Source organism: Paracidovorax anthurii, assembly GCF_003269065.1.
GTDB classification, from domain to species: Bacteria; Pseudomonadota; Gammaproteobacteria; order Burkholderiales; family Burkholderiaceae_C; genus Paracidovorax; species Paracidovorax anthurii.
The window spans coordinates 1-21,822 of the sequence record NZ_QLTA01000048.1 but is presented as its reverse complement, the minus strand read 5'-3'; the positions used below and the strand labels follow the sequence as shown (position 1 = coordinate 21,822).

At 70.2% G+C, this 21,822-nt stretch carries 14 protein-coding genes and 1 pseudogene; 5 read left to right on the top strand and 10 right to left on the bottom strand.

The annotated features are described in order from the left end of the window. Positions 1-740 precede the first annotated feature (740 nt). Both nirD and nirB read right to left on the bottom strand, forming a co-directional pair. Entirely contained in the window at positions 741-1,133 is a 393-nt protein-coding gene (gene nirD / locus AX018_RS19180) for a nitrite reductase small subunit NirD (RefSeq protein WP_111880609.1), read from the bottom strand. 51 nt (positions 1,134-1,184) lie between these two features. Next, positions 1,185-3,650: a nitrite reductase large subunit NirB gene (gene nirB / locus AX018_RS19175; protein WP_111880606.1), complete on the bottom strand. Its 2,466-nt coding sequence runs from the start codon at positions 3,648-3,650 to the stop codon at positions 1,185-1,187. A 450-nt stretch (positions 3,651-4,100) separates the two neighbouring features. Here nirB and AX018_RS19170 point away from each other — a divergent pair, with 450 nt between their 5' ends. Next, positions 4,101-4,532, top strand: coding sequence for a GNAT family N-acetyltransferase (locus AX018_RS19170; RefSeq protein WP_111880647.1), 432 nt, complete (start codon positions 4,101-4,103; stop codon positions 4,530-4,532). 66 nt (positions 4,533-4,598) lie between these two features. Here the strand turns inward: AX018_RS19170 and AX018_RS25775 are convergent, their stop codons facing one another. The 3 genes and pseudogenes from AX018_RS25775 to AX018_RS19160 all read right to left on the bottom strand — a co-directional run bounded on the left by AX018_RS25775 (position 4,599) and on the right by AX018_RS19160 (position 8,324). After that, positions 4,599-5,876 (bottom strand): Zn-dependent hydrolase, encoded by a 1,278-nt coding sequence (locus AX018_RS25775; RefSeq protein WP_415842327.1) that lies wholly within the window; start codon positions 5,874-5,876, stop codon positions 4,599-4,601. Beyond that, positions 5,859-7,085 (bottom strand): annotated as a pseudogene (locus AX018_RS25770) (diaminopropionate ammonia-lyase); the annotation flags it as partial. The pseudogene AX018_RS25770 and the gene AX018_RS25775, both read right to left, overlap by 18 nt. A gap of 54 nt (positions 7,086-7,139) precedes the next feature. After that, positions 7,140-8,324, bottom strand: coding sequence for a M20 aminoacylase family protein (locus AX018_RS19160; protein ID WP_111880600.1), 1,185 nt, complete (start codon positions 8,322-8,324; stop codon positions 7,140-7,142). A 159-nt stretch (positions 8,325-8,483) separates the two neighbouring features. Between AX018_RS19160 and AX018_RS19155 the strand changes: the two genes are divergently transcribed. Next, positions 8,484-8,948, top strand: coding sequence for an Lrp/AsnC family transcriptional regulator (locus tag AX018_RS19155; RefSeq protein WP_111880597.1), 465 nt, complete (start codon positions 8,484-8,486; stop codon positions 8,946-8,948). Positions 8,949-9,758: 810 nt separating this feature from the next. Here the strand turns inward: AX018_RS19155 and AX018_RS19145 are convergent. The 4 genes from AX018_RS19145 to AX018_RS19130 all read right to left on the bottom strand — a co-directional run bounded on the left by AX018_RS19145 (position 9,759) and on the right by AX018_RS19130 (position 17,730). After that, positions 9,759-11,486 carry a methyl-accepting chemotaxis protein gene (locus tag AX018_RS19145; RefSeq protein ID WP_111880593.1) on the bottom strand — a complete coding sequence of 576 codons (1,728 nt, stop codon included), beginning with the start codon at positions 11,484-11,486 and terminating at the stop codon, positions 9,759-9,761. Positions 11,487-11,638: 152 nt separating this feature from the next. Then, positions 11,639-13,186, bottom strand: coding sequence for an efflux transporter outer membrane subunit (locus tag AX018_RS19140; protein ID WP_111880591.1), 1,548 nt, complete (start codon positions 13,184-13,186; stop codon positions 11,639-11,641). Next, on the bottom strand, positions 13,183-16,371 hold the full coding sequence (locus tag AX018_RS19135) for an efflux RND transporter permease subunit (protein ID WP_111880588.1): 3,189 nt from the start codon (positions 16,369-16,371) through the stop codon (positions 13,183-13,185). Before AX018_RS19135 ends, AX018_RS19140 begins: the two co-directional genes overlap by 4 nt. 12 nt (positions 16,372-16,383) lie before the next feature. Continuing rightward, a complete protein-coding gene (locus AX018_RS19130) occupies positions 16,384-17,730 on the bottom strand; it encodes an efflux RND transporter periplasmic adaptor subunit (RefSeq protein ID WP_111880644.1) in 1,347 nt (448 codons plus the stop codon). Between the two features lie 302 nt (positions 17,731-18,032). On the opposite strand from AX018_RS19130, the gene AX018_RS19125 reads away from it, so the two are divergent. From AX018_RS19125 to AX018_RS19115, 3 genes are all read left to right on the top strand, one after another. Further along, the gene (locus tag AX018_RS19125; protein WP_111880584.1) at positions 18,033-19,733 is read left to right on the top strand and encodes a methyl-accepting chemotaxis protein; all 1,701 of its coding nucleotides are present in this window, start codon (positions 18,033-18,035) and stop codon (positions 19,731-19,733) included. A gap of 186 nt (positions 19,734-19,919) precedes the next feature. Further along, a complete protein-coding gene (locus AX018_RS19120) occupies positions 19,920-20,366 on the top strand; it encodes a CBS domain-containing protein (RefSeq protein WP_111880582.1) in 447 nt (148 codons plus the stop codon). Positions 20,367-20,851: 485 nt separating this feature from the next. Further along, entirely contained in the window at positions 20,852-21,568 is a 717-nt protein-coding gene (locus AX018_RS19115) for a helix-turn-helix transcriptional regulator (RefSeq protein WP_146749367.1), read from the top strand. Here AX018_RS19115 and AX018_RS19110 read toward each other — a convergent pair. Further along, positions 21,538-21,822, bottom strand: a 285-nt coding sequence (locus AX018_RS19110) for a transposase (RefSeq protein ID WP_146749308.1), incomplete at its 5' end; no start/stop codon positions are given. The genes AX018_RS19115 and AX018_RS19110 overlap by 31 nt on opposite strands.

Here is a 21,822-nt window from a genome sequence, read left to right as displayed (position 1 = left end):
TTGCGCCCGGCGGCGCACCTACTTTCTTTTGCTTCGCCAAAAGAAAGTAGGCAAAGAAAAGGCGACCCTGCTGTTTGCGTCCCCCTTCGCCCGTTGGGCGAAGGGGGCAACCTGCGGTGCTCGGTCGCGGGGCGCGGCTGCGGAACTCGCTGCGCGCTGCGCGCTCCGCTCGGACAACCGCAGCCAGTCAGATCACGAAGCGGATGTGTCCTGCGGCACATCCGCGCGCCCCGCGCCCTGTGCTCCTCGGCGCATCCAGAAGGGTGGGGAGCACACGGGCCATCGCTGCGCTCGGCCCCCGATGCGCGAGCGCTTCGCGCCGCGCACAGCAGCACGTGAAGGAGGCAGAGCCAAGCCAGGGCCGAGCGCAGCGATGGCCTGTGTGGGTTTGGGGCCGAGCAACGCGACGGCCCGACTCGCCCCTTCTGGATGCGCCTGGGGCGCGCAGGGCGCGGGGTGGCGGGTGTGCCGAAGGACACACCCGCTTCGTTGTCTAGCTCGCCGGGGTTGTCCGAGCGAAGCGCGCAGCGCGTAGCGAGTTCCACGGCGCACCCCGTGACCGAGCACCCCAGGTTGCCCCGTAGCGAAGCGGAGGGGTCGCAGACAGCAGGGTCGCCCTTTCTTTGGTTACTTTCTTTCGGCGAAGCGAAAGAAAGTGACTCGCCCGCCGGGGCGAAATCCCGGCCCCGGAAATCAACCCCACCACACAAGCCAAAACAAACCCCGACCACGGCAACCACTCACGCAGCAGAAACCGAACACCCCCTGCGCGCCGGCCCCGCAATGGGCCTCACCTCCTCCACCGCATGCCCCCCCAACTCGAAAGCATCCAGAAACACCTCCCCCTCTTCGACCTTCACCGCGAACCGCGGCGTGCACCCTTCATCCGGCGCCGCCGCCTGCCCATCGCACAACCCGATGCTCCAGTTGTGCAACGGACACGCCACGCTGCGCCCGAACACGATCCCCTGCGACAGAGGCCCCCCCTTGTGCGGGCAGCGGTCGAGCAGCGCGAACACCTCGCCCGCATCGTTGCGGAACACGGCCACGTCCAGCCCGCGCGGCCGGGACACGCGGCGGGAGCCGAGCACGGGGATGTCGTCCACGCGGCAGACGGAAATCCATTGGGTCATGGTGGGGCCTCTTGTCGATGGTGTGGGGAGAAGGAACGGAGAACGCGGCGCTCACGCGGCGGGCGCCGGCACGATGGGGATCACCGGCACGAACTGCCGCGTGTCCACCGCCGCCTTGTCGAACTCGAACCACGGATCGGGCTCGCCATCCAGCGCGAACTGGAGCTGCTCCCACAGGGCTTTGCGGCCCTCGTGGTCTTCGAGGATGCGCTTCTTCACGTAGTCCAGGCCCACGCGGTTCACGTAGTGCACGGTGCGCTCCAGGTACCAGCCTTCCTGGCGGTACAGCTCGCAGAAGGCGCCGGTGTATTCGAGCACTTCCTCGGCGGTCTTGAGCTTGGCGAAGAAGTGCGCCACCTCGGTCTTGATGCCGCCGTTGCCGGCGACGTACATCTCCCAGCCGCTGTCGACGCCGATGATGCCCACGTCCTTGATGCCGGCCTCGGCGCAGTTGCGCGGGCAGCCGCTCACGGCGAACTTGACCTTGTGCGGGGCGTACATGCGCCACATGGCGCGCTCCAGGTCCTTGCCCATCTGGGTGCTGTCCTGCGTGCCCATGCGGCACCACTCGCTGCCCACGCAGGTCTTCACCGTGCGCAGGGCCTTGGCGTAGGCGTGGCCGCTGGGCATGCCGATGTCCTTCCAGACGTTGACCAGGTCTTCCTTCTTCACGCCCAGCAGGTCGATGCGCTGGCCGCCCGTGACCTTCACGGTGGGGATCTGGTATTTGTCCACCGCGTCGGCGATGCGGCGCAGCTCGGCGGCCGTGGTCTCGCCGCCCCACATGCGCGGGATCACGCTGTAGGTGCCGTCCTTCTGGATGTTGGCGTGGGACCGTTCGTTGATGGCGCGGCTTTGCGGGTCGTCCTTCGCCTCCTTGGGCCAGGTGCTGATGAGGTAATAGTTCACGGCCGGGCGGCAGGTGGGGCAGCCATTGGGCGTCTTCCACTCCAGGAACCGGAAGGTGTCCTGGATGGTGAGCAGCCTGTGCGTGCGGATCGCGTCGCGCACGGCCTGGTGGCCGTGGTCGGTGCAGCCGCACACCGCCTTGGTCCGGGGCGTGGCGGAGTAGTCGCCGCCGGCCGTGAACATGATGATCTGCTCCACGAGGCCGGTGCACGAGCCGCAGCTCGCGCTGGCCTTGGTGTGCTTGCGCACGTCCTCCAGCGTGAACAGGCCCTTGTCCTTGATGGCCTTGCAGATGGCGCCCTTGGTCACGCCGTTGCAGCCGCAGACCTCGTCGGAGTCCTGCAGCGCGGCGGCCTTGTTCTGGCCCTGGTGGCCGGTGTCGCCGATGTTCGATTCGCCGAACATGAGCTTGTCGCGGATGTCGCCGATGGCGCGGCCCTCGCGCAGCAGCTTGAAGTACCAGCTCCCGTCCACCGTGTCGCCGTAGAGGCAGGCGCCCACGAGCTTGTCGTCCTGGATGACGAGCTTCTTGTACACCCCGCCGAAGGGATCGCTCATCACGATCTCCTCCGTGCCCTCGCCGCCCTGGAAGTTGCCGGCCGAGAAGAGGTCGATGCCCGTCACCTTGAGCTTGGTGGAGGTGAGCGATCCCTGGTAGCGGCCGATGCCGTACTCGGCCAGGTGGTTGGCCAGCACCTTGCCCTGCTCGAAGAGCGGCGCCACCAGGCCGTAGGCGATGCCCCGGTGCGCCGCGCATTCGCCCACCGCGTAGATGCGCGCGTCGGTCACGGTCTGCAGCGTGTCGCTCACCACGATGCCGCGGTTCACGTGCAGGCGCATGCTCTCGGCCAGCTGCGTGCTGGGGCGGATGCCCACGGCCATCACCACGAGCTGCGCGGGCACCTCGGTGCCGTCCTTGAAGCGCACGGCGGCCACGCGGCCGGCGCCGTCGCCCACCAGTTCCTGCGTCTGCGCCTGCATGAGAAAGCCCATGCCGCGCTCCACCAGCGACTTCTGCAGCATGCGGCCGGCCACGTCGTCGAGCTGGCGCTCCATGAGCCATTCGCTCGCATGCACCACGGTCACGCGCATGCCGCGCTTCATGAGGCCGTTGGCCGCCTCCAGGCCCAGCAGGCCGCCGCCGATCACCACCGCGTCGCGGTAGGTGGCGGCCGCGTCGATCATGGCCTGCGTGTCGGCGATGTCGCGGTAGGCGAGCACGCCCTGCAGCTCCTTGCCCGGGATCGGCAGGATGAACGGGTTGGAGCCGGTGGCCAGGATCAGCCGGTCGTAGGGCGCCTCCACGGTGCGGCCCTGGGCGTCGGTGCCGCGCACGATGCGGCGCGTGCGGTCCACCTCGCGCACCGTGCAGCCGGCGTGCAGCGTGATGCCGTGCTCCTCGTACCACGACCAGTCGTTGAGGACGATCTCCTCCAGCGTCTGCTCGCCGGCCAGCACGGGCGAGAGCAGGATGCGGTTGTAGTTGGGGTGCGGCTCGGCGCCGAAGACGGTGATCTCGTACCGATCGGGCGCGATCTTCAGCAGCTCTTCGAGCGTGCGCACGCCGGCCATGCCGTTGCCCACCATCACCAGTCTGGATTTCTTCATCGTGACCCCCACGGGCGGTTCGGAAAACAAAAAAGGCGTCCACACCCGGCGCCGGCCGGTTCGCGGGCCTGCGCATGGGTGGGGACGCCTTCGTCCTGGCCTTGTCGCCCCGTTTCCGCCATTGGAAGAGGGCAGGCCACGTGACCAGCCTTGGCCACGCGGGGGGTGTTGCAATGCGCGTGCCAGATCGGTCCTGGAAGGTCTCTGAAGGCCTGGGAGCCTCCATGTCGCCGTGTTTGTTGAATTGTTTGCTATTGAATGTGTAGCATTTGGATGCCGGCGCCGCCGATGGCACGGGGCGGGAACGGTGCATGACCCGGATTGGTGCATGGGGGCGGGGAGGGCGCGGGCGCGCCGGTGCCGGCTTCGGCGCCCCGCGCATCGCTTCGGCCCGCGCGCCGGCCGGGGGCGGGGCGGGGCCCAGACTGCGGGGCCATGGAGGACATCGGCATGACGTACCACGACGCCACCGCGCAGGTGGAAAAGCTTCCCCGCGACCTGCCCCGGTTCGATACCGGGCGCTTCATGGTCATCCCGCTCGCGCCGGGCAAAGCGCGTGAATTGCTCACCGTGCTGCTCGGCGACGAGAAGCTGGCGGCGCAGCTGCCCTGGATGAAGGAGAAAACCGCCGACGGCGCGCGCCGCGAGGCGTTCCTGATCGAGCTGCAGTGCGGCGCCGAGCTCACCGCCGTGTGGGGCATCGTGTCGCGCGACCGGGGCGCCTACATCGGCGCCGTGGTGGCGCGCAACACCCTGGACAGCATGGACGTGGAGGTGCTGTGCGCCTCGAAGTTCTGGGGCCAGGGCGTGGCCGACGAGGCCGGCTGGCCGGTGGCCGAGTGGCTGGAAGAGAACACGGAAGTGGAGATCGTGGTGGCGTGACGCGCCCCGCGGCGCCACGGCCGCGAGGGGGTGGTCCGGCAGGGCAGGAGGTGGGCCATTGGGGCCTCACCCCGCCGTTTCCGCCAGCCCCAGCAGCACGTCCAGCAGCACGTCCGCGCCCTGGCGCAGCGCCTCGGGCTCGGTGTGCTCCCGGGGGTTGTGGCTGATGCCCCGGTGGCTGGGCACGAAGACCATGGCCGCCGGCGCGATGCGCGCCATCATCTGCGCGTCGTGGCCGGCGCCCGAGGTCATGCGCCGGTGCGGCAGCCCGCGCGCGGCGGCGGCGGCCTCGATGCGCGCGACCAGGCCGGCGTCGAAGCGCACGGGCTCGAAGCGGGCCAGGGGCCGGGCGGTGATCTCCACGCCCTGTTCGGCGGCCAGTTGCCGCAGGTAGCCGGCGAGTTCGGCCTCGGCGCGCTGCAGGGCGGCCTCGTCGGTGTTGCGCAGGTCCACGGTGAGCGTGGCGCGCCCGGCGATCACGTTGACGAGGTTGGGGTGCAGGTGGATGGCGCCCACGGTGGCCACCTGGCTGCCGCCGTGGCGCAGGGCCAGTTCGCGCACGAAGACGGCGATGGCGGCCGCGCAGTGGCCGGCGTCGCGGCGCAGGCCCATGGGGGTGGTGCCGGCGTGGTTGGACTGGCCGGCGATGGCGATCTCCTGCCACGAGATGCCCTGCAGGTCCTGCACCGCGCCGATCGCCAGGCCCTCGGCCTCCAGCACCGGGCCCTGCTCGATGTGCAGCTCCACGAAGGCGTGGGGGCGCAGCGCGCCGCAGGGCATGTCGCCCGCGTAGCCGATGCGCGCCAGCTCGTCGCCCAGGCGCGCGCCGTCGGTGCCCACGGTGTCCAGCGCCTGCTGCAGCGGGTAGCCGCCGGCGTGCACCAGCGAGCCCATCATGTCGGGCATGAAGCGCACGCCTTCCTCGTTGGTGAAGGCGGCCACCACCAGGGGGCGGCGCGTGGCGATGCCGCGCACGTTCAGCCAGCGCACCACCTCCAGGCCGGCCATCACGCCGTAGATGCCGTCGTAGCGCCCGCCGGTGGCCACGGTGTCGATGTGCGATCCGGTCATCACCGGGGCGGCCTGCGCATCCTGGCCGGCGCGGAGGCCGAAGAGGTTGCCGATGCGGTCCACGCGCACCTCCAGGCCCAGCGCGCGCATCCAGGCCACGAGCTGGTCGCGGCCGGCGCGGTCGGCATCGGTGAGGGCGATGCGGCAGACCCCGCCGCCCTCGATCGCGCCGATGGCGGCGTGGGCGTGCAGCCGCTCCATCAGGGCCGCGCCGTCGATGCCTTCGCGCGGTGGCTGTGGCTCCTGACTGCGCTCGGCCCCGCGCGCGCGCAGCCATGCGGCCTGCGCCTGCAGCACCGCCTCGGCGGGCCGGCCCACGATGCCCGCGTACACGCCGGGCGCGGTGGCGCCCTCGGTGCCGATGACGAGCACGCGCGCCTGCGGCCCTAGACCGGCCTGCCGCGCCAGGGCCGGCTCGGCCAGCAGGGCCATCAGCCCCGCGAGCCCGGCCGCGCCGGATTCGCCGCAGACGATGGGGATGTCGCCCGCGTCGGCCCGCGCCAGCACGCGCATGGCGTCTTCGGCCTGGGCATCGCCAATGGTCTGGAAGGCATCGATGGCCGGCTGCAGGAAGCGCCAGGCCAGGGGCGAGGCCTCGCCGCAGGCCAGCCCGGCCATGACGGAATCGACGCTGCCGCTGGCGCGCGCCACGGCGCCCGCGCGCGCGCTCTGCAGCAGGCAGTCGGCCTGCGCGGGCTCTACCACCACCATGGCGGGGCGCCCGGCGCCGTGGCGCTCCCAGAACGCGCTGGCGATGCCGGCGGCCAGCCCGCCCACGCCGCCCTGCAGGAAGACGTGCGTGTAGGCGCAGGGGGCGCCGGCGGGCGTGGTCGCGTCCAGGATCTCGTCCGCGATCACGCCGTAGCCCTGCATCACGTCGCGCGGGATGTCCTCGTAGCCGTCGTAGGAGGTGTCGGAGACCACCTGCCAGCCGTGGGCCCCGGCCAGGCGCGCGGCCTCGCGCACCGAGGCGTCGTAGTTGCCGGCGATGCGCACGATCTCCGCGCCCAGCGCGGCGATGGGCGCCTCGCGCTCGGCGCTGACCTGGGCGTGCAGCACGATCACGCAGCGGCAGCCCAGGCTCTGCGCCGCGGCGGCCAGGGCGCGGCCGTGGTTGCCGTCGGTGGCGCTGACGACGGTGAAGCCGCGCAGCGCCTGCGCGTGCCGGCCGGCCCACAGGTCCTCGGGCCGCCAGCCGGCGTCGGGCCAGCGGCGCAGCACGAGGCGCAGCAGCGCGATGGGCGCGCCCAGCGTCTTGAAGCTGCCCAGCGGCGAGCGCGCGGACTCGTCCTTGAACGCGAGGGAGGCCACGCCCAGCCGCGCGGCCAGCCCGGGCAGGTCGCGCAGCGGCGTGGGCCCGGGGTGCAGGCCGCTCCACGGCGCCAGCCAGGCCCGGCTTTCGCGGGCGGCGGCGAGGTTCATGAGGGCGCGCAGCTCGCCGCCATAGGCGGCGCGGCGGGCGTGGGGATTGGTGAACAGCATGGGGCGTGAAAGGGTGGGGGGTGTGCGGGAATCCGGGCTCGGGCGGGGGGCGCCTCACGCCCTCAGGCGCGTGCGCGCCAGCTCGGCGAAGTAGCGTGCGCCCACGGGCAGCACGCGGTCGTTGAAGTCGTAGCGCGCGTTGTGCAGCGGCACCGCGCCGGGGCTGTCGCCGTCGCCGTTGCCGATGAAGACGAAGGCCCCGGGCACGCGGCGCAGGAAGGCGCCGAAATCCTCCGAGATCATCATGGGCGCCACGTCCGCGTCCACGGCGGCATCGCCGGCCACGGCGCGCGCGGCGGCCAGCGCCGTGGCCACGCATTCGGGCCAGTTCACGGTGGGGGCGAATTCGTGCGTGTACTCCACCTCGCAGGTGGCGCCGTGGGCCGCGCACAGGCCCGCGCACAGCTCGCGCATGCGGCGCTCCAGCAGGGCCTGCACGGCGGGCGCGTAGCTGCGCGTGTCGCCGCGGATGGTGACGTGCGTGGGGATGGCGTTGCGGATGCCGTCGGTCTCGAAGCCGGTGCACGACACCACGGCGGATTCGGCCGGGTCCACCGAGCGCGCCACGATGGTCTGCAGCGCCAGCACGATCTGCGCGCCGATCACCAGCGGATCGACGCCCATGTGCGGCCGCGCCGCGTGGCCGCCGCGCCCGGTGATGTGGATGGCGAAGTTGTCCTCGCTGGCCATGATGCCGCCCGCGCGCGTGGCGATGTGGCCCTCGGGCATGCCCGGCATGTTGTGCGCGCCGTAGATCTCGTCCACGGGGAAGCGCTCGAACAGGCCGTCGGCCATCATCGCGGCGGCGCCGCGCCCGTGCTCCTCGGCCGGCTGGAAGATGAAGCGCACCGTGCCGCTGAAGTCGCGCCGCTCGGCCAGCAGCCGCGCCGCGCCCAGCACCATGGCCATGTGGCCGTCGTGCCCGCAGGCGTGCATGCAGCCCGCGTGGCGCGAGGCGTGGGGGCGCGGCTGCGCGCCGGCCGCCTCGGTGATGGCGAGCGCGTCCATGTCGGCGCGCAGCCCGATCGCGCCCCGCCCGCTGCCCGCCGTGAGGCTGGCCACCACGCCCGTGCCGCCGATGCCGCGGTGCACCTCCAGCCCCAGGGCCTGCAGGATGCCGGCCACGTAGTCGGCCGTGGCGCGCTCGTGGAAGCCGGTCTCGGGGTATTGGTGGAGGTGGCGGCGCCAGCCGATGAGCTGGTCGTGGAAGTCGTCGGGGGCGTGGTCGAGGGAGGGCATCGCGGCGTGGGCTCGGTGGGGTCGATGCCCTGATTCTTGGCCCGGATGCGCGGGTGAATTCACCGCGAAGGGCCACCACGGTGCATGAATCCGCTCAGAATGTGCGGCCCATCCGGGTCAAATCCATCACCGTTTCACCCCCTTCACTCCACGCACGCCATGGCGCTCGACCGTCTCGACACCCAGATCCTCACCCTGCTGCAGCAGGACGCCTCGCTGCCCATCCGCGTGCTGGCCGAGCGCGTGCACAGCTCGCCGGCCACCTGCCAGCGCCGCATCGCGCAGTTGAAGGAGTCGGGCGTGCTGCTGCGCGAGGTGGCCGTGGTGGACCGGGCGAAGGTGGGGCGGGCGCTGACGGTGTTCGTGTCGGTGGAGCTGGACCGGCAGAACGATGCGCTGCTGCGGGCGTTCGAGCAGCGGATGCAGGCGGAGGGGGAGGTGATGGCCTGCTATGAGGTGTCGGGGGAGTTTGATTTTTTGCTGATCGTGAATGCGGTGTCGATGGAGCGGTATCACGCGTTCACGCGGGAGGTGTTTTCTTCGAACAACAACGTGAGGAATTTCAAGAGCATGTTTGCGATGAATTGTTCGAAGTTTGAGACGGCTGTGCCGTTGGGGGGGTGAGGTCGGTTTGTTTGTTGGGTTCTTTGCTATTGTTTTTGTAGTTGCTGGGTGGTTAAGTTCCGGGGCCGGGTCTCGGCCCGGCGGCCGAGGTACTTTTCTTTGCTTCGCCAAAGAAAAGTACCCAAAAGAAAGGCGACCCTACTGTCTGCGTCCCTCCGCTTCGCTGCGGGCAACCTGCGGTGCTCGGTCGTGGGGCGCGGCTGCGGAACTCGCTGCGCGCTGCGCGCTCCGCTCGGACAACCGCAGCCAGTCAGATCACGAAGCGTGCGTGTCCTTCGGCACGCCCGCGCGCCCCGCGCCCTGTGCTCCTCGGCGCATCCAGAAGGGTGGCTGCCACACGGGCCATCGCGTTGCTCGGCCCCCCATCCAGACGGGCCATCGCTGCGCTCGGCCCTGGGGCGATACGGGCCGTCGCTTCGCTTGGCCTGGTGCGCGGCGCGAAGCGCTCGCGCATCGGGGGCCGAGCGTAGCGATGGCCCGTGTGCTCCCCACCCCTTCTGGATGCGCCTGGGGCGCGCAGGGCGCGGGGTGGCGGGTGTGCCGAAGGACACACCCGCTTCGTTGTCTGACTCGCCGGGGTTGTCCGAGCGAAGCGCGCAGCGCGTAGCGAGTTCCACGGCGCACCCCGTGACCGAGCACCCCAGGTTGCCCCGTAGCGCAGCGAAGGGGTCGCAGACAGCAGGGTCGCCTTTTCTTTGCCTACTTTCTTTTGGCGAAGCAAAAGAAAGTAGGTGCGCCGCCGGGCGCAATCCCGGCCCCGGAACTTAACCCACCCGCAATTGAAGAAAAAGAGGCAGAGAAGCCAAAGCCTCAATGCGCCTCCCAATCATCATCCGACCCCGCCTTCGAAATCCCCAGCGCAGGTGCAGGCGCCGCCTTCTTCACCGCCGGCACCGCCGCACGCCGAGCCGGCGCCGGCGCAGCCACCCGCACCGCCGGCGCCTTGCGCACGGCCGGCGCAGGCGCGGCGGCATGGAAATGATGCCCCCCATCCAGGTCGATACGGAACGTCCGCACGATCTCCGTGAGCCGGCCCGCCTGCTGGCTCAGGTTGTCCGCCGCCGCGGAGCTTTCCTCCACCAGCGCGGCGTTCTGCTGCGTGGTCTGGTCCAGCTGGGTGACGGCCGCGTTGATCTGGCCGATGCCCTGCGTCTGCTCCCGCGTGGCGGCGCCGATCTCGGCGATGAGGTCGGCCACGCGCTTGACCTGCTGGACGATGTCTTCCATCGAGCTGCCCGCGTCGCCCACCAGTTGGGAGCCGGCTTCCACCTTCTCGACGCTGGCGGTGATGAGTTCCTTGATCTCCTTGGCGGCGCCGGCGCTGCGCTGCGCGAGGTTGCGCACCTCGGACGCCACCACCGCGAAGCCCCGGCCCTGCTCGCCCGCGCGGGCGGCTTCCACGGCCGCGTTCAGCGCCAGGATGTTGGTCTGGAAGGCGATGCCGTCGATCACGCTGATGATGTCCGCGATCTTGCGCGAGCTGCCGCTGATCTCGCCCATGGTGTCCACCACGCGGCGCACCACCTCGCCGCCCTGTTCCGCGGCGGCGCTGGCGGAGTTGGCCAGTTGCGTGGCCTGCTGGGCGGTGTCCGCGCTGTTGCGCACGGTGGTGTTGAGCTGCTCCATGGAGGCGGCCGTCTGCTGCAGGTTGCTGGCCTGCTCTTCGGTGCGGTGGCTCAGGTCCACGTTGCCCGAGGCGATCTCGCTGGCGCCGGTGGCGATGCTGTCGCTGCCCTGGCGCACGCGGCTCACGATGTCGCGCAGGCTGTTGCGCATGTCGTTCATGGCCGCGAGCACGCTGTCCTTGTCGCCGGGCTGCGTGGCGATCTCCACCATCAGGTTGCCCTGGGCCACCTCGCGCGCCACGTTGGCGGCGTAGGCGGGCTCGCCGCCCAGCTGGCGCAGCAGGTTGCGCACCAGCAGCAGGCTGCCGGCGATGCCCAGCACCGAGATCACCACCAGGGCCACCAGGGCCACGGTGCGGGTGCTGGCGGTCGTGTCCAGTTGCTGCTGGAGCTGCACTTGCGCGCCCTGCTTGATGCGGGTGGCGATCTTGTCGAGCGTCGTGAAGACGGCGTTGGCGTTGTCCTTGACCTCCAGGCGGTTCACCTCGGCGCCGCCCTGGACGTCACCCGCCTCGATGCGCTCGACCTGCTTGTTCATGCCCGCGCGCATCTTGGTGTAGGACGACTGCAGGTCCGCCGCGAGGGACTTGCTGTCCGGGTCGATGTTGCGCGAAAGCCCTTCGATGAGCTTGTCGGCCTTGGCGAAGCGCTCGGTGTTCTCGGCCTTCCAGGTCTTGATGAGGGCCGGGTCGCCGATCGCGATCATGCGCAGGATGTTGATGTCCACCCGGGTGAGCAGGCCGTCCAGCTCGCTCACGTAGTAGGAGTTGGTGAAGTCCTTCTGGTAGAGCTGGTCCAGCCCATCGCTGATGCCGGACATCTTGACCAGTTGGAAGACGCTCAGGCCGGAGAAGCCCAGCAGCAGTGCCGCGATCACGCCCAGCAGTTTCTGGCGAATGGTGAGTTGGCTCATAGTGGAACCCTTTGGGTGAAAGTGGCAGAAGTGATTAGTTTGCGTAAATTTGAAAAATTTGTGAATTTACGTTCGTTCTGTTTGTTGGAATTTCGCAAACGAATCGCCAGACCGGGCGGATTGCCCCCAGAGTGCCCCGGGTTTCCTCGGGGTCATGGCGTGGCCGTGGCGGTGGCCCATGGGCCGCCCAGCACCTTGTAGAGCGTGATGCGGTTGCTTTGCTCGGTGAACTGCAGGCCGATCAGCGTCTGCTGGGCGGTGTAGAGCGAGCGCTGGGCGTCCAGCACGGCGAGGTAGCTGTCGGCGCCCAGGCGCCAGCGCGCCTGGGTCAGGTCCAGCGCGCGCTGGCTGGCATCGACCAGGGACTGCTGGGCCTGCAGCCGGTCCTGCAGGGTGGCGCGGTCGGCCAGGGCGTCGGCCACCTCGCGGAAGGCGGTCTGCACGGCTTTCTCGTACTGGGCCACGGCCGTGTCGCGCGCCACCTCGGCCACGCGCAGGTTGGCCTGGTTGCGGCCGGCATCGAAGATCGGCAGGCGGATCTGGGGCGCGAAGCTCCAGGTGCCGTTGCCCGCGCCGAACAGGCCCGAGAGCTCGTTGCTGGCGGTGCCCACGCTGGTGGTGAGCGTGATGGAGGGGAAGAACGCCGCGCGCGCCGCGCCGATGCTGGCGGTGGCGCCGCGCAGGGTGCGTTCGGCCGCCTGCACGTCGGGGCGCCGCAGCAGGGTGCTGGAGGGCAGCCCGGCCGGCAGGGCCAGCAGCGGCGCGACCGGGGCGGCGGCGCGCTGCCAGCGGTCGGCGGCGGCCGTGGTGGTGGAAGCGGACGTGGGAGTGGCGGTGGCGGCTGCCGCATCCGCCGGGGCCAGGGCCTCGGCCACGCTGGACGGCAGCAGGGCGTCGGGCACGGGGCCGCCCAGCAGCAGCTGCAGGGCGTTGCGGTCCTTGGCGAGCTGGGCGGTGGTGGCGCCCACGTCGGCGCGGGCCGCGTCCACGGTGGTCTGCGTCTGCGCGAGCGTGAGGCCCGAACTGGCGCCCTGCTCGTGGCTGCGCCGCGCCAGCGCCAGCGATTGCTCGCGGGTGCGCAGCGTCTCGCGGGCGAGCAGCAGGCGGCGGGCGTCGGCGTCCAGCGTGAGCCAGGCGCCGGCCACGTCGGCGACCAGGCTCAGGCGCACGCTGCGCGCGTTCTCGCCCACGCGCAGGAATTCCTGCAGCGCGGCTTCATTGAGATTGCGCACGCGGCCGAAGAAGTCGATCTCGTAGCTCGCGAAGCCGACCTGCGCGCTGTACTGGCTGCTGAGGTTGCTGCGGCCGGCGGTGGTGAGGTCGTCGGCCGTGCGGGTGCGGGTGCCCGCGCCGGTGGCGTTCACGGTGGGGAAGAGGTCGGCGCGGCTCACGCCGTACTGCGCCCGGGCGCGCTCGATGGCGAGGGCGGCCACGCGCAGGTCGCGGTTGCTGTCGAGCGCCAGGCGCACGGTATCGCGCAGGCGGGGCTCTTCGATGAAGGCGTCCCAGTCGGCGGGGCCGGCGTCCGGCAGCGGCGTGCCCTCGGCGGGCGCGCCGGCGGCCAGCGTTGCGGGCACGGGCAGGGCGGGGGCCTCGTAGGGCGGCGCGAGGTTGGCGCAGCCCGTGGCCAGGGCCGCCGCGGCCAGCGCGAGCGCCGTGGCGCGCGCGCGGGAAGTGAGGGGAAGGGCGGGGCGCGTCATGCGGAAGCTCCGGAAGGGCCGCCGGCATCGCCGTGGCCGGCCTGGGTGCGGGCCCGCCGGGCCGCGCGGTCGGCGAAGAAGCCCCGGATCAGCACGAAGAACACCGGCACGAAGAAGATGCCCAGCACCGTGGCCGAGACCATGCCGCCCAGCACGGCGGTGCCGATGGCCTGCCGCCCGCCCGCGCCCGCGCCGGTGCCGATGGCCAGCGGCAGCACGCCGAAGCCGAAGGCCAGCGAGGTCATCAGGATGGGCCGCAGCCGCAGGCGCACGGCCTCCAGGGTGGCGTCGATCACGCTCCGGCCCTGGGCCTGCAGCTGGGTGGCGAATTCCACGATCAGGATGGCGTTCTTGGAGGAGAGCCCCACGGTGGTGAGCAGGCCCACCTGGAAATACACGTCGTTGGACATGCCCCGGATGCCGATGCCCAGCAGCGCGCCCACGATGCCCAGCGGCACCACGAGGATCACCGAGAACGGCACCGACCAGCTCTCGTAGAGCGCCGCGAGGCACAGGAACACGAAGAGGATGGAGACGGCGTAGAGCATCGGCGCCTGCGAGCCCGAGAGCCGCTCCTGGTAGGAGGCGCCGGTCCACTCGTAGCCGATGCCGGGGGGCATCTCCTTCATGATCTCGTCCACCGCGCGCATGGCCACGCCGGAGCTGACGCCGGCCGCCGCGTCGCCCACGAACTCGTAGCTCGGGCTGCCGTTGTAGCGCTGCAATTGCGGCGAGCCGTACGTCCAGTTGGTGCTGGAGAAGGCCGAGAAGGGCACCATCTGGCCCTGGTTGTTGCGCACCGTCCAGGGGCCGATGTCCTGCGGCAGCATGCGGAAGGGCGCGTCGCCCTGCATGTAGACGCGCTTCACGCGGCCCTTGTTCAGGAAGTCGTTCACGTAGGTGCCGCCGATGGCGCTGGAGAGCGTGCTGTTCACGTCGGCGGTGGCCAGGCCCAGGGCGCCGGCCTTGGCGTCGTCGATGGCCACGCCGAGCTGCGAGGTGTCGTCCAGGTTGTTGCTGCGCGTGTTCGACAGCTCGTGCCGCTGCGCGGCGAGCTGCAGCACCTTGTCGCGCGCGGCCACCAGGGCGTCGTGCCCCAGGCCGTTCAGGTCCTTGAGCTGGAAGTTGAAGCCCGCGTTGGCGCCCAGGCCGCGCACGGCCGGCGGCAGCACCACGAAGATGCGCGCGTCGCGGATCTTCGAGAGGTCGCGCGTGGCCTTGCGGGCGATGGCGTCGGCGCTCTGCGCGGGCAGCGGGCGCTCGCTCCAGTCCTTGAGGCGCACGAAGCCGCGCGCCGAGCTCTGGTCGCCGTTGGAGCCGGTGATGGAGTTGAAGCTCACCACGTCCGGCTGCGCCGCGAAGTATTTCTGCACCTCGGCCATCACGGCCTGCAGGCGCGCGTTGGAGGCGCCCGGCGGCAGGGTGATCTGCACCTGCACGGCGCCCTGGTCCTCGTTGGGCAGGAACGAGGTGGGCAGGCGCAGGAAGAGCACGGCCATGCCGCCGCAGATCAGGGCATAGACGAGCATGGAACGCCCGCCGCGCCGCACGATGCGGCCCACGCCGCGCTGGTAGCCGTCGGCCGTGCGGTCGAAGCGGTGGTTGAAGCCCGTGAAGAAGCGGTCCACCCAGCCCAGCGGCCCGCGCCGGGGCGTGCCGCCGTGCGGGCTGTGCTCGCCCTTGGGGATGGGCTTGAGCAGCGTGGCGCACAGCGCCGGCGTGAGCGTGAGCGCCACCAGCACCGACAGCACCATGGCCGAGACGATGGTGATGGAGAACTGCCGGTAGATCACGCCGGTGGAGCCGCCGAAGAACGCCATCGGGATGAACACCGCCGAGAGCGTGAGCGCGATGCCCACCAGCGCGGGCGTGATCTCGGCCATCGACTTGCGCGTGGCCTCCTTCGGCGCTAAGCCCTCCTCGCTCATCACGCGCTCGACGTTCTCCACCACCACGATGGCGTCGTCCACCAGCAGGCCGATGGCCAGCACCATGCCGAACATGGTGAGGGTGTTGATGGAATAGCCCGCGGCCGAGAGCACGCCGAAGGTGCCCAGCAGCACCACCGGCACGGCGATGGCGGGAATCAGCGTGGCGCGGAAGTTCTGCAGGAAGAGGTACATCACCAGCACCACCAGCAGCATGGCCTCGACCAGCGCCTTGACCACCTCGTCGATGGAGGCCTCGACGAAGGGCGTGGTGTCGTAGCTCGTGAAGGTCTTGAGCTGGTAGGGGAAGAAGGGCTGCAGCTCGGCGATCTTGGCGTTCACCGCATCGGCCACGGCCATCGCGTTGGCGCTGTCGGCCAGCACCACGCCCATGCCCGCGCCGGGCTGGCCATTGAGGCGCGAGGTGATGGTGAGGTTCTCGGCGCCCAGCTCGATGCGCGCCACGTCCTTCATGCGCACCACCGCGCCGTCGGTGGCCACCTTGAGCACGATGTTCTCGAACTCCTCCTTCGTCTGCAGCTTGCTGCGCGCGGTGATGGTGGCGTTGAGCTGCTGCTGGCCCACGGCCGGCAGCGCGCCGAGCTGGCCGGCCGAGACCTGGGCGTTCTGCGCGTTGATGGCGCTGCCCACGTCCGAGGGCATGAGCGCGTATTTCTCCAGCTTGGCCGGGTCCATCCAGATGCGCATGGCGTAGCCCGTGCCCAGCGTGGCCACGTCGCCCACGCCATCGATGCGGCTGATGACGTCCACGAGGTTGCTGGCGATGTAGTCGCCGATGTCCACCTGCGTCACGCTCGGGTCGGGCGAGGTGAAGGTGATGATCATCAGGTAGTCGTTGCCGCCCTTGGTGACCGTCACGCCCCGGCTCTGCACGGCCGGCGGCAGGCGCGACATGGCCTGCTGCAGCTTGTTCTGCACCTGCACCTGGGCCACGTCGATGTTGGTGCCCGCGTTGAAGGTGAGCGTGGTGCGCGAGCCGCCCGAGGCATCGCTGGTCGAGCCCATGTAGATCAGGTTGTCCAGCCCCTTGAGCTGCTGCTCGATCACCTGGGTGACGGATTCCTCCACCGTGCGGGCGGAGGCGCCGGTGTAGGTGGCGCTGATGGACACGCGCGGCGGGGCGATGTTGGGGTATTGCTCCAGCGGCAGCGTGCGGATCGACATCGCGCCCGCGAGCATGATGACGATGGCGATCACCCACGCGAAGATGGGCCGGTTGATGAAGAACTGGGCCATGGCGGCGGTCCCTCAGCGCGATGCCGCGGACACCGCGGACGCGGGGGCCGCGGCGCCATCGGCCGTGGCGGGTGCGGGGGCGGATGCGGGTGCGCTGGCCGCGCCGGCCGGCGCCGCGCCCTGGGGCCGAGGCGCGGCCTCCACGGGCTTCACGGTGTCGCCCACCTTGATGCGCTGCAGCCCGTCCACCACCACGCGCTCGCCCGCCGCCAGGCCCGAGAGCGCCAGCCAGCGGTTGCCCACGGCCGCGCCCACCTGGATGCCGCGTCGCTCCACCTTGTCCTGCGCGCCCACCACCAGCACGCTCGCGTTGCCGGCGGTGTCGCGCGTCACGCCCTGCTGGGGCACGAGCAGGGCCTGCTCGTTCACGCCCGTCTCCAGCACCGCGCGCACGTACATGCCGGGCATCAGCAGGCCGTCGGGGTTGGGCGCCACGCCGCGCAGGGTGATGGCGCCGGTGGTGGGGTTCACCGTCACGCCGCTGAACTGCAGGCGGCCCGGGTGGGCATAGAGGCTGCCGTCCTCCAGCTTGAGGCGGATGCGCGCCTGCCCCTCGCCCGCGCGCTGCAGGCGGCCCTGGGCGAGGTCGTTCTTCCAGCGCAGCACGTCGGTGCTGGACTGGGTGACGTCCACGTACAGCGAATCGATCTGCGAGATGGTGGTGAGCGCCGTGGTCTGGTTGGCGGTGACCAGCGCGCCGGGCGTCACGGTGGAGGTGGCCGTGCGGCCCGAGATGGGCGCCTTGATGCGCGTGTAGCCCAGGTTGATGCGGGCGGTCTCCACCGCCGCGCGGGCCACGGCCACGTCCGAGCGCGCCTGCTGCGCGGCGGCCTGGCTGTCGTCGGCCACCTGGCGGCTCACGGCGTCGATCCTGGCCAGCTCGGCGTTGCGCCGCGCGTTGGACTCGGCCGAGCCCAGCGTGGCCTGCGCGCGGCCCAGCGTGGCCTCGGCGCTCGCCAGGGCGGCTTCGTAGGTGGCGGGGTCGATCTGGTAGAGCACCTGCCCGGCCTTCACGTCGGCGCCCTCGGTGAAGAGGCGCTTTTGCACGATGCCGCCCACCTGCGGCCGGATCTCGGCCACCAGGAAGGCGCTGGTGCGCCCCGGCAGCTCGGTGGTGACCGACTGGCGCTCCGCCTTCAGGGTCACCACGCCCACCTCCACCGGCCCGCGCGGCGCGGGCTTGGCGGCCTTGTCCGAGCAGCCCGCCAGCAGCAGCGCGCCGGCCGCCAGCGCGCCGGCCCATGCGCGGCGCCCGGGCAGGGCCCGGGCGGGGAGCAGGGCGAAGGCGCGGAGCCAGGGGGCGGAGGAGGCGAGGGGGGCGGGGCGGGGAGCGTCGGAGCAGGAGGGCGTGGAATTCATGGCGGGGCGCGTCATGCGGGGTGGTCGGATTCTGCCGGGCGAATGAAAAGGGCTTGTGAAGCTGGAGCCGTTTCTGCGGTGCCGCGCCATGGCCGGGGCCCTTTCAGCGGCCCTGCGGCGTGGATGCCGTGCCCCGGGCCCGTGGGGCGCGGAGCCCGTTTTGGAAGAGGGTGGCTATGTAACGCATTTCCTTGATGAATGTATCCAATTGCATTAATTCCACGAACCGGCCGTAACATCCTTCAGGCCCTATTCCGCGCCGCGGTTTCCCTGGGGCGACCTTTCTCGAAGGCCTTCTTCCCATGCGCGTCAACCTCCCCGTCACGACCCAGGAATTCCCTTTTCCCCATGGCGAGACCCTGGTGTCCACCACCGACCTGAAGGGCCGCATCCTCTACTGCAACCCGATGTTCATCGAGGTGAGCGGCTACGAGCGCGAGGAACTGCTGGGCCAGCCGCACAACATGATCCGCCATCCCGACATGCCGCAGGAGGCCTTCCGCGACATGTGGGAGACCATCGCCTCGGGCCTGCCCTGGTCGGCCGCCGTGAAGAACCGTCGCAAGAACGGTGCCTGCTACTGGGTCATGGCCAACGTCACCCCGCTCGTGGAGGACGGCCGCCCCGTGGGCTACATGTCGGTGCGCACCGAGGCCACGCGCGAGCAGATCGCGGCGGCCGACGCACTGTATGCGCGCATGCGCGACGAGGCCCAGGCCGGCCACGCCGTGCACGTGCTGCGGCGCGGGCGCCTCGTGCGCCGCACCCCCTCGGGCCGCATGGCCGAGTGGCTGAACATCGGGCTGGGCGGCAAGGTGGCCATGGCCTTCGCCGCCGTCTGGGCGGCCGCCCTCCTCGCGGGGCTGGCGGACGGGGAACTGGGCGCCTTCTCGGCGCTGGCCTGGCTGGCGGCGGCCGGCGTGGCGATGGCCGGCTTCGCCTATGTGCGCCGCGCCGCCGTGGCGCCGCTGGCGGCCATGGTCACGGCGGCCAACCGCATGGCCGCCGGAGACCTCACGCAGAGCCTGCGCGTCACGCGCTCGGACCTCATGGGCGACTTGCAGCAGGCGCTGGCCCAACTCAACGTGAACCTGCTGTCCATCGTGCGCGACGCGCGCCAGGAGAGCGACAAGATGCGCCTGTCCACGCGCGAGATCGCGCAGGGCAACCAGGACCTCTCCGCGCGCACCGAGACCCAGGCCAGCAACCTGGAGCAGACGGCGGCCTCGATGGAGCAGATCACGGGCACCGTCAAGCAGACGGCCGAATCCGCGCGGCAGGCGAGCGACCTGGCCCGGCAGGCCACGGGCGTGGCCGAGCGCACCAGCGGCGCGGTGGACGGCGTGGCCGCCACCATGCAGGAGATCCAGCAATCCTCCGGCCGCATCGGCGAGATCACCCGGCTCATCGACTCCATCGCCTTCCAGACCAACATCCTCGCGCTCAACGCCGCCGTGGAGGCCGCGCGCGCGGGCGAGCACGGCCGGGGCTTCGCCGTGGTGGCGGCCGAGGTGCGCAGCCTCTCGCAGCGCACGCTGGAGGCGGCCAAGGAGATCCGCGGCCTCATCGACGAATCCGCCGCGCGGGTGAACGAGGGCCATGTCCGCACCGACGGCGCGCGCAAGACCATGCAGGAATCGCTCGACATGGTGCGCCGCGTGGGCGTGCTGATCGGCGAGATCCACGGCGCCTCCAGCGAGCAGCTCATGGGCATCTCGCAGGTGAACACCGCCGTGGCGCACCTGGACACCATCACCCAGCAGAACGCGGCCCTGGTGGAGCAGAGCGCGGCCCTTGCGATGGAGCTGGAGCGGCAGGCGCAGACCGTCTCGGACGCGGTGCAGGTGTTCCGCGTCGAGGCCGGCGGCGCGGGCCGCGCGCCCGCGCCCGACGCGGTGGCGCTGCGCCGGGCCGCCAAGGCGCCGCAGCAGGCCCCCCGGGGCATCGGCGGCCCCCGGTCCGCGCAGGGCGAGGCCCCGGCGGCGCTGCCCGCGCCGCGCTGACCCGGGGCGCGCCCGGATTTTTGCAACCCTCTGTATCCCCCCGCCCGGGAGCGGCCGCGCGGCCCCGTTGCGGCCCGCGCGGCTTGGGCGGACACTCGCTTTCGTGCGGCGTGGCGCGCCCCGCCCGCGCCCGCCGCCGCCGCGCCTGTCCATCCGTCCGTCCAGCCCACGCCACCGGGAGGCCCCATGACCGCTGTCGCCGACATCCTCAAGTCCAAGCCCCACCAGGAGGTCTTCACCATCGCGCCGTCGGATTCGATGCTCGATGCCCTGCGCCTGATGGCCGACAAGGGCATCGGCGCCCTGCTCGTGATGGAGGGCGGAGCCATCGCCGGCATCGTCACCGAGCGCGACTACGCGCGCAAGGTGGCCCTGCTGGGCCGCACCTCGGGCGACACCCGCGTGGCCGACGTGATGACCCGCGCGGTGCGCTTCGTGCGGCCCACGCAGACCAGCGGCCAGTGCCTCGCGCTCATGAGCGACAACCGGCTGCGGCACCTGCCCGTCGTGGAGGCCGACGGCACGGTGGTGGGGTTGATCTCCATCGGCGACCTGGTCAAGGACGTGATCTCGGAGCAGCGCTTCCTGATCGAGCAGATGGAGCAGTACATCACCGGGCAGCCCAGGGCTTGATGCGGGGGGAGACGATCCCGACATTCCCCGGCCTAGTGGGAGGGCTGGGATCAGGGTGCAGTGGGCATTCGCCGTTTCAATGGTGCGGTTTTCTGGCACCACGGGTCAACGGAGTAACCTCCAGCGCATAGAGACGCAACGCGGTGCGCGCGATCTCAACCGGGCTCGGGAAGGAACCGCCGGATGCCCTGATTTGAACCGCTCGACCCTGCTTGGTCGGTCGCCGAGCCATTGGGTATCGACGCCGGCCCGGTTTCATTGCAACGCAGCTGTACCGCGCGATCTGCACCGACCAACTGCTCCAGGCTGTGGACCGCCAGTCACTCCCTTCAGTTCATCGGTGCGTTCAGCAGGGCTCTGTTCGAGCCCCGACCGCCTGCTAGCAACATAGATGGCCTGCACTGACCGCTGATTCACGTCCAAAAGCGAGAGCTCATTCAGAGATAGAATTTTCACACAACAAATTTGTTGTGTAAAATGCGTGTGTGCCACCTAGTTCTGTCATCTCCAATGATCGCCAAGCCCGGGATCTCGAAGCCGAAATTGAGCGAATTTCGCAAGCGTTGTCGTCTGAGCAAACACTTAAGTCCGTTATTGACGGTCTGCCGGACCTTGCTATTGAGGGCATCCGTCGATCTCTGACAACTGAGAGGCGAGAGCTATCGAAAAGGCTGGATGCTTTTCGCCAAGCCCAGGGGGGCAATACTGAGCTGATGAAGGAGTTGGCAGGTACTGACCTAGGTGACTTGCTGATCGTTGCACGGCTGGCTCAAAACTGGAAGCAAAAGGATTTGGCCAGGAAGCTCGGATTGCAAGAACAGGCAATTCAGCGCTGGGAGTCAGATCGATATCGCAGCATCAACCTTGCCAACTATATGAAGGTGGCGCGAGCTCTTTCCGTGGAGCTGTCGGCTCAGTTCCATTCATCCCAGGTGTCAAAGTGGCTTCCGCCGCCCGATTTGAATCCGGCGGAACTGCAGAAGGTGTTGAAGCATGCTCGTGCCCATGGCTGGCTTGAAGGGCAGGATTCAGACGAAGAGGACGCAAAGAAGCGTCTTATTCGACATGTGACTGAACATGTCGGGCGATATGGAACGCCATCGCTTTTGCGAACAGGGGCTTTGTTGCACAAATCAGTTCGAAGACGGCATAGCCCCAACCCCAGACGGATTTATGCCATGGCGGCCACCAGAACGGTTTGAGGACGACCGATCTGGCTGAAGCGGTTGAGTACGGCCACGCGGACATGCAACTCCACCACCTGATGCTCGAACGTGCGCGCCGTCACCCGTTCGCCCAGTCGCTTGAAGCAGTGCATCTTCGTCTCGACAAGGCTGCGCCGGTGGTAGCCGCTCCACTTCTTCCAGACGCTGCGGCCCAAACGCTGGCACGCCCGGATGGCTTCGTTGCGCTGCTCCGATCCCGGACTCGGCTTCTTCCAGTGGCGGGCGTTCTT

What these genes read in the sequence shown, in the direction of transcription:
- AX018_RS19155 (WP_111880597.1), top strand. Translation starts at nt 8,484, where the DNA reads ATGGCGCTCGACCGTCTCGACACCCAGATCCTCACCCTGCTGCAGCAG.
- AX018_RS19140 (WP_111880591.1), bottom strand. Translation starts at nt 13,186, where the DNA reads ATGACGCGCCCCGCCCTTCCCCTCACTTCCCGCGCGCGCGCCACGGCG.
- AX018_RS19170 (WP_111880647.1), top strand. Translation starts at nt 4,101, where the DNA reads ATGACGTACCACGACGCCACCGCGCAGGTGGAAAAGCTTCCCCGCGAC.
- AX018_RS19135 (WP_111880588.1), bottom strand. Translation starts at nt 16,371, where the DNA reads ATGGCCCAGTTCTTCATCAACCGGCCCATCTTCGCGTGGGTGATCGCC.
- AX018_RS19130 (WP_111880644.1), bottom strand. Translation starts at nt 17,730, where the DNA reads ATGAATTCCACGCCCTCCTGCTCCGACGCTCCCCGCCCCGCCCCCCTC.
- AX018_RS19125 (WP_111880584.1), top strand. Translation starts at nt 18,033, where the DNA reads ATGCGCGTCAACCTCCCCGTCACGACCCAGGAATTCCCTTTTCCCCAT.
- nirD (WP_111880609.1), bottom strand. Translation starts at nt 1,133, where the DNA reads ATGACCCAATGGATTTCCGTCTGCCGCGTGGACGACATCCCCGTGCTC.
- AX018_RS19145 (WP_111880593.1), bottom strand. Translation starts at nt 11,486, where the DNA reads ATGAGCCAACTCACCATTCGCCAGAAACTGCTGGGCGTGATCGCGGCA.
- nirB (WP_111880606.1), bottom strand. Translation starts at nt 3,650, where the DNA reads ATGAAGAAATCCAGACTGGTGATGGTGGGCAACGGCATGGCCGGCGTG.
- AX018_RS19120 (WP_111880582.1), top strand. Translation starts at nt 19,920, where the DNA reads ATGACCGCTGTCGCCGACATCCTCAAGTCCAAGCCCCACCAGGAGGTC.
- AX018_RS19160 (WP_111880600.1), bottom strand. Translation starts at nt 8,324, where the DNA reads ATGCCCTCCCTCGACCACGCCCCCGACGACTTCCACGACCAGCTCATC.